Source organism: Anaerovorax odorimutans, from assembly GCF_024459955.1.
Classification (GTDB): Bacteria; Bacillota; Clostridia; order Peptostreptococcales; family Anaerovoracaceae; genus Hominibacterium; species Hominibacterium odorimutans_A.
The window spans coordinates 188591-195334 of the sequence record NZ_JANFXK010000005.1 but is presented as its reverse complement, the minus strand read 5'-3'; the positions used below and the strand labels follow the sequence as shown (position 1 = coordinate 195334).

Here is a 6744-nt window from a genome sequence, read left to right as displayed (position 1 = left end):
TGGGACATTTTCTCAAGTGAATCCTATAGTGACATTATCACAAGTTAACAACAGGGCAAATTTCCGGGTACTTGCAAATAAAATACTTTTGTGGTAAAATTTAAGGGTTACATTTACATGTATGATTATAACTTTAATACAATAAAGGGAAGTAGGAAAAAGCAACAATGACAGAACGACAGAAAATTATTAATATAGCAGTGATCGCACACGTCGATGCGGGAAAGTCCACGCTGGTGGACGCATTTTTAAACCAGAGCAACGTTTTCCGGGAAAACCAGGACGTGGTGGACTGCGTTATGGACAGCGATGATATCGAGCGGGAACGCGGGATTACTATTTATTCAAAAAATTGTTCGGTTATGCACAACGATGTGAAGATCAATATTGTGGATACACCGGGACATGCGGATTTTTCTTCCGAAGTAGAGCGGATCATGAAAACGGTGGACACGGTTATTCTGCTGGTGGATTCCAGCGAAGGCCCCATGCCCCAGACCCGTTTCGTACTGAAAAAGTCCCTGGAGGAAGGCATCAATCCTATCCTGCTGATCAACAAGATCGACAAAAAAGATGCGCGGATCAAAGAAGTGGTGGATGAAGTTTACGAGCTTTTCATGGACCTGGAAGCTAACGACCGTCAGCTGGATTTCCCCATTCTTTACGGCATTGCCAGACAGGGAATCGTGGTTTACGATCCGAAAGACGCGGAAGGAATCGAGATCGGGCAGGAGGACAAGAAGGCCAGAAAGACCGCTGCCGGTATGAACGGTCTGGACATTACCCCTCTATTCGATACGATTATCAAGCACGTAAATCCTTACCCGGACTTAAATAATGAGCCGCTGCAGGTTCAAATCTCCACTTTGGGGTATGATGATTATATAGGAAGATTAGGGATCGGAAGAGTTACCAAGGGTGTCATCCGGGAGGCGCAGACAGTGGCTGTGGCAAAGGCGGACGGCAGTCTGGAACAGCGAAAGATCAACCAGGTCTTTATTTACCGGGGACTCAAGCGGGTGCCGGTAAAGGAAGCCCAGTCCGGCGATATTGTGGTTGTTTCCGGAATCGCGGATATTTCCATTGGAGAAACCATCTGCGATGAGAAGAATCCGCAGCCCATGGAAACCATCCATATCGAAGAACCGACTCTCTCGATGAACTTCATGGTAAACAAAAGTCCTTTCGCGGGAAAAGTTGGCAAATTCGTCACCTCCCGCCACATCAAAGAGCGGCTGGACAAGGAGTTGGAAGTCAACGTGGGCCTGATGGTGGAGGAAACCGATTCCACGGACTGCTTTAAGGTTTCCGGGCGCGGTGAGCTGCACCTTTCCATTCTCATTGAAAACATGAGAAGAGAAGGCTATGAGCTGGCAGTTTCCAAACCGGAAGTCATCATGCACAGAAATGAAAAAAACAAGGTGCTGGAGCCGATTGAGGAAGTGGTGATTTCAGTGCCGGACGAATACTCCGGTTCGGTTATTTCCAAACTGAACCTGAGAAAAGGCGTGATGCGGGAGATGAGCGCGGAAAACGGTTATACCAGAATGGAATACCTGGTTCCCACCAGGGGCCTTTTAGGATACCGGACCGAGTTTATCAATGACACCAGGGGCGAAGGCACGATGGTCAGACGGTTTGACGGATTTGACGAATACAAAGGCGACATTCCGCAGCGGACCAACGGTGTTGCCATTGCCCAGGAAGAAGGCGTTGCTACGCCGTATGCGCTGTTCAATATCAGTGAGCGGGTTCAGATGTTTATTGAGCCGGGCACCAAGGTTTATGAAGGTATGATTATCGGCATGAACAGCCGCAGCGACGATATGGTGGTCAACCCCTGCAAGGCGAAAAAGGCGACCAACATGCGGGCTGCGGGAAGCGATGACAACATCAAGCTGGCCCCGGCCAGAACCTTTACCCTGGAAGAGGCGCTGGAGTTTATCGGAGACGATGAGCTGGTAGAAATCGTTCCCGATGATATCCGTCTCCGCAAAAAAATCCTCAAAGAACTGGACCGCAGGCGGAGCGGCAGGAAGATCGACTGATCGGTCAGTTAGGAGGTCTTTATGTTTGACAACTTTTCTGTTTCCGATGCGACCCTGGAGAAGCTGATTAATTTGGGAATCGCGCTGGCGATACTGATTGTCGGATATATTATCATCAGGATTGTTCTCCATGTGGCGAAAAAGACCCTGGAGCGGTCTTCGCTGGACCCGGTGCTGTACCGGTTTATCCTCAGGATCACCAAGATTATTATGTGGATCATATTGATCCTGATGATTATGGAACGATTCGGATTTAAGATGAACAGTCTGATTACGGTGCTGGCAGCAGCGGGCGCGGCGATCGCTCTGGCTCTCAGAGACAGTCTTGCCAATGTGGCCGGAGGGATTATGATCCTCATCAACAAGCCTTTTGCGCAGGACGACTTCATCGACATCAACGGCACGACGGGAAAGGTGCGGGATATCGACCTTTTCGTGACCCACCTGAAAACGTACGACAATAAAGTGATCACCATTCCCAACGGCATGGTCAACACATCCGTTTTGATCAACTATACCAAGGAAAGCAAGCGCCGCGTGGACTGCTGCTTTAACATCGGATATGACGACGATATAAAACAGGCGAAGGATATTCTGGCAGCCATTGCCGAATCCCACCCTGCTATATATAGAGATCCGGAACCGATCATCGGGGTTGCGGGTCAGAAGGACAACTGCATTTCCATTGATATGAAAGTATGGTGCGAGACCGACGATTACTGGGACGTAAAATACTTCCTGGAGGAGAACGTAAAGCTTGCTTTCGATGAGGCGGGCATCACAATACCGTTTCCTCAGATGGACGTTCATATCAAGAAGAAATAAATAGTGGCGACAAGCTGCTGAAAATGATAAAATATAGGGATAAGTAAAAGAAAGGAGACTCCGAATATGGAACAGAACAAAAAGTTTAAAAGAGTGTTAGTGGCGAACAGAGGAGAAATCGCCATCCGAATATTCAGAGCCTGCAAAGAACTTGGTATCAGAAGCGTGGCTATATATTCCGAAGAAGATAAAAACACGCTTTTCAGAACAAAAGCTGACGAATCTTACCGCGTAGGTAAGGGTAAATCCCCGGTTGACGCTTATCTGGCCATCGACGAGATCATCGAACTGGCCAAGGCAAAGGGCGTGGACGCCATTCACCCGGGTTACGGATTCCTGTCGGAAAACGTGGAATTTGCCAAAGCCTGTGAAGAAGCAGGAATTGTCTTCATAGGACCTACATATAAGATGATGGAGAATCTGGGAGATAAAATCCAGTCCAAGATCGTTGCAAACAAGGTAGGCGTACCTACGATTCCGGGCGTTGAAGAAGCCATTCAGACAGAAGAGGACGCAGTGAAATACGCAGAAGTCTGCGGATACCCGGTTATGCTCAAAGCAGCGGCAGGCGGCGGCGGCAGAGGCATGAGAATCGTCAGAACTCCGGAGGAGCTGCTTCCACAGTTCCGCAGCGCCAAGAGCGAAGCGAAGAAAGCCTTTGGTATCGACGATATTTTCATTGAAAAATATCTGGAGCGGCCGAAACATATCGAAGTACAGGTTCTGGGAGATAACTACGGTAACCTGGTTCATCTGTATGAGAGAGACTGTTCCATCCAGAGACGGCATCAGAAGGTGGTTGAGTTTACCCCGGCGATCTGCATCAGTCAGGAGCAGCGGGAGCGCATCTGCGCCGATGCTCTCAAGATCGCGGGAGCTGTTAACTACAGAAGCGCCGGTACGGTGGAATTTCTGGTGGACAAAAACGGAGATCACTACTTTATCGAAATGAATCCGAGAATCCAGGTGGAGCACACGGTAACGGAGATGACGACGGGCATCGATATTGTCCAGTCTCAGATCCTGATCGCCCAGGGACACAAGCTGGATTCGGATGAGGTGAATATCAAGGGACAGGATTCCATTCAGCCGAGAGGCTATGCCATCCAGTGCCGTGTTACCACAGAAGACCCGATCAACGGTTTTGCGCCGGATACGGGTGTCATCAGCATGTACCGCAGCGCGTCGGGCTTTGGAATTCGTCTGGACGGAGGAAACGCTTTCACCGATTCCACGATCTCGCCGTATTACGACAGCCTGCTGGTAAAGGTAACTTCCTGGGCCAGATCCTTTAGGGATGCAACTAACAAGGCGATGCGTGCTCTGCGGGAGATGAAGATTACCGGCGTTAAGACCAATGCGGCCTTCCTGATGAACGTGCTCAACCATCCGACCTTCCGGGCCGGACAGTGTGACACCGGATTCATCGCCGACAATCCGGAGCTGCTTAACATTCGTGCAAGACAGGATAAAGAGCTGAAAGTTCTTTCTTTCCTGGGAGATAAATTCATCAATGAAACCAAGGGCGTGAAGCCGGACTTCGATGTGCCGATTTTCCCGAGAATCAAGCAGGATGTCATCGACCAGCTGTCGGGGACCAAGCAGATCCTGGATGAAAAAGGTCCGGACGGTCTGGTAAGCTGGATACTGGAGCAGAAAAAGCTGCTGCTGACCGATACGACCATGCGTGATGCGCAGCAGTCGCTGATGGCTACCAGAGTGCGGACGGTGGACATGGAGAAAATCGCTCCGGCCACGGCCTACTATGGAAAAGACCTGTTCTCTCTGGAAATGTGGGGAGGAGCCACCTTTGACACCTCCTACCGCTTCCTGAAGGAAGATCCGTGGGAACGGTTGGATACGCTGCGGAGAAAGATGCCCAACATCCTTTTCCAGATGCTGATCCGCGGAGCCAACGGCGTAGGCTACAAGAATTACCCGGATAACGTGATTCGCCGTTTTGTCAAAGAGTCGGCGGATTCGGGCATTGACATTTTCCGTATCTTCGACTCCCTCAACTGGATCGAAGGCATGGAGATCGCTCTGGACGAAGTACTCAATCAGGGCAAGGTCGCAGAAGCCTGCATCTGTTACACCGGTGATATTCTGGACGACCGGAAAGAAAAATATAACCTGAGCTATTATGTGCGCATGGCTAAGGAGCTGGAGAAGCGGGGCAGCCATATTCTGGGCATCAAGGACATGTCCGGCCTCATCAAGCCGATGGCGGCCAGAAAGCTGATCGACGCACTCAAGCAGGAAATCAGCATTCCGATTCATCTGCATACTCATGATACCAGCGGAAACGGCATTGCTACCATTCTGATGGCAGCCAGCGCAGGTGTGGACATTGTAGACGCTGCTTTCAACAGCATGTCGGGACTGACCAGTCAGCCGGCGCTCAACTCGGTTGTTGCCGCTGTTGAGAACACGGAAAGAGAAACCGGTATCGACCCGGACGGCATCCAGAAGATTTCCGACTACTGGGCGGCCGTAAGACCGGTTTACAAGAGCTTTGAATCCGAGCTGCTGGCAAGCTCCGCGGAGATCTACAAATACGAGATCCCGGGAGGCCAGTATTCCAACCTGAAACCACAGGTGGAAAGCTTTGGTCTGGGCCACAAATTTGAAGAAGTAAAAGATATGTACAAGGCGGTCAATGAAATGCTGGGCGATATTGTCAAAGTAACGCCGTCTTCCAAGGCAGTGGGCGACATGGCCATCTTTATGGTGCAGAACGACCTGACGCCGGAAAACATTTATGAAAAAGCCAAGGACATCGACTTCCCGGATTCCATCGTTTCCTATTTTGAAGGCATGATGGGTCAGCCGGAAGGCGGTTTCCCGGAAAAACTGCAGAAGCTGGTGCTCCACGGCAAAGAGCCGATCACCTGCAGACCTGGCGAATTGCTTCCGCCGGAAGATTTCGATCAGATCAAGAAAAACCTGCAGGATGAACTGGGTCTTGAAGGTACGGAGAGAGAAGCGCTCAGCTATGCTCTGTATCCGAAGGTGTTCGAGGACTATACCAAGAGCCTGAAGAAGGAAGGCAACTTCCGTCTCATGGGCAGCGATATTTTCTTCCACGGCCTGTCTGAGGGAGAAACCTGCGAAGTGAAGATCGCAGAAGGAAAAGAGCTGGTAATCAAGCTGATTAACGCCAGAGACGCGGATGAAGAAGGCTTCCGTGATGTGGTATTCGAAGTGAACGGCAACCGCAGCGCAGTAAGGATCAAAGACAAGGATGCGAGCATCGTATCCACAGCTTCTCAGATCCTCTATGCCAATGCGGAAGATCCGTCGGAGATCGGAGCCAATATCCCGGGAAATATCCTTAAGGTGCTGGTAAAAGAAGGCGAAGCGGTGGATGAAAAGCAGCCGATCGCAGTAATCGAAGCTATGAAAATGGAGACCAATATTTTATCGCCGATGAAAGGAACCGTTGACAAGATCTACGTAAAAGAAGGTCAGCAGGTTAAAGCGGGCGAGCTGGTCGCTAAATTGAAGTAACTGCCGAAGCAGAGGAGAGTTGTTATGGGAGATGGTGTAATCGGTAAGTTTATCTATTTCTGGATATTTATTCTGGGAGGGCTGCTGATTGGGAAAATGGTCGGCCTGACCAATTCCGCCGGCAATGTGGTTATGCTGTGCATATGCCTGACGATCACGTATTTGGGCTGGCTGTTCATTCAGTCCAGGCTGAAAAGAAATGCCGCCGCCAGAAAAGCGGAGCCAACTCCGAGACACAACAACCGTCACGGTAAAAAGAAAAAATAGATAAATTGAATTGTAAAGAGGCGCTGTCTTACCCCGACTATGGGTTATAAAATAGTTGGGGCAGGGCGGCGTTTTTTTTGCGTCTGACAGAAAA

The 6744-nt window shown here is 49.9% G+C and carries 4 protein-coding genes; all 4 read left to right on the top strand.

Annotated elements, in window-relative coordinates; translation table 11 throughout:
* Window positions 1-167: 167 nt before the first annotated feature.
* The 4 genes from typA to NE619_RS06520 all read left to right on the top strand — a co-directional run bounded on the left by typA (window position 168) and on the right by NE619_RS06520 (window position 6650).
* The gene (typA, locus tag NE619_RS06535; protein ID WP_256131580.1) at window positions 168-2048 is read left to right on the top strand and encodes a translational GTPase TypA; all 1881 of its coding nucleotides are present in this window, start codon (window positions 168-170) and stop codon (window positions 2046-2048) included.
* Window positions 2049-2069: 21 nt separating this feature from the next.
* Window positions 2070-2873 (top strand): mechanosensitive ion channel family protein, encoded by an 804-nt coding sequence (locus NE619_RS06530; RefSeq protein WP_256131579.1) that lies wholly within the window; start codon window positions 2070-2072, stop codon window positions 2871-2873.
* A gap of 66 nt (window positions 2874-2939) precedes the next feature.
* Window positions 2940-6383, top strand: coding sequence for a pyruvate carboxylase (locus NE619_RS06525; RefSeq protein ID WP_256131578.1), 3444 nt, complete (start codon window positions 2940-2942; stop codon window positions 6381-6383).
* A gap of 24 nt (window positions 6384-6407) precedes the next feature.
* The gene (locus NE619_RS06520; RefSeq protein WP_256131577.1) at window positions 6408-6650 is read left to right on the top strand and encodes a hypothetical protein; all 243 of its coding nucleotides are present in this window, start codon (window positions 6408-6410) and stop codon (window positions 6648-6650) included.
* The last annotated feature ends 94 nt before the right edge of the window (window positions 6651-6744 follow it).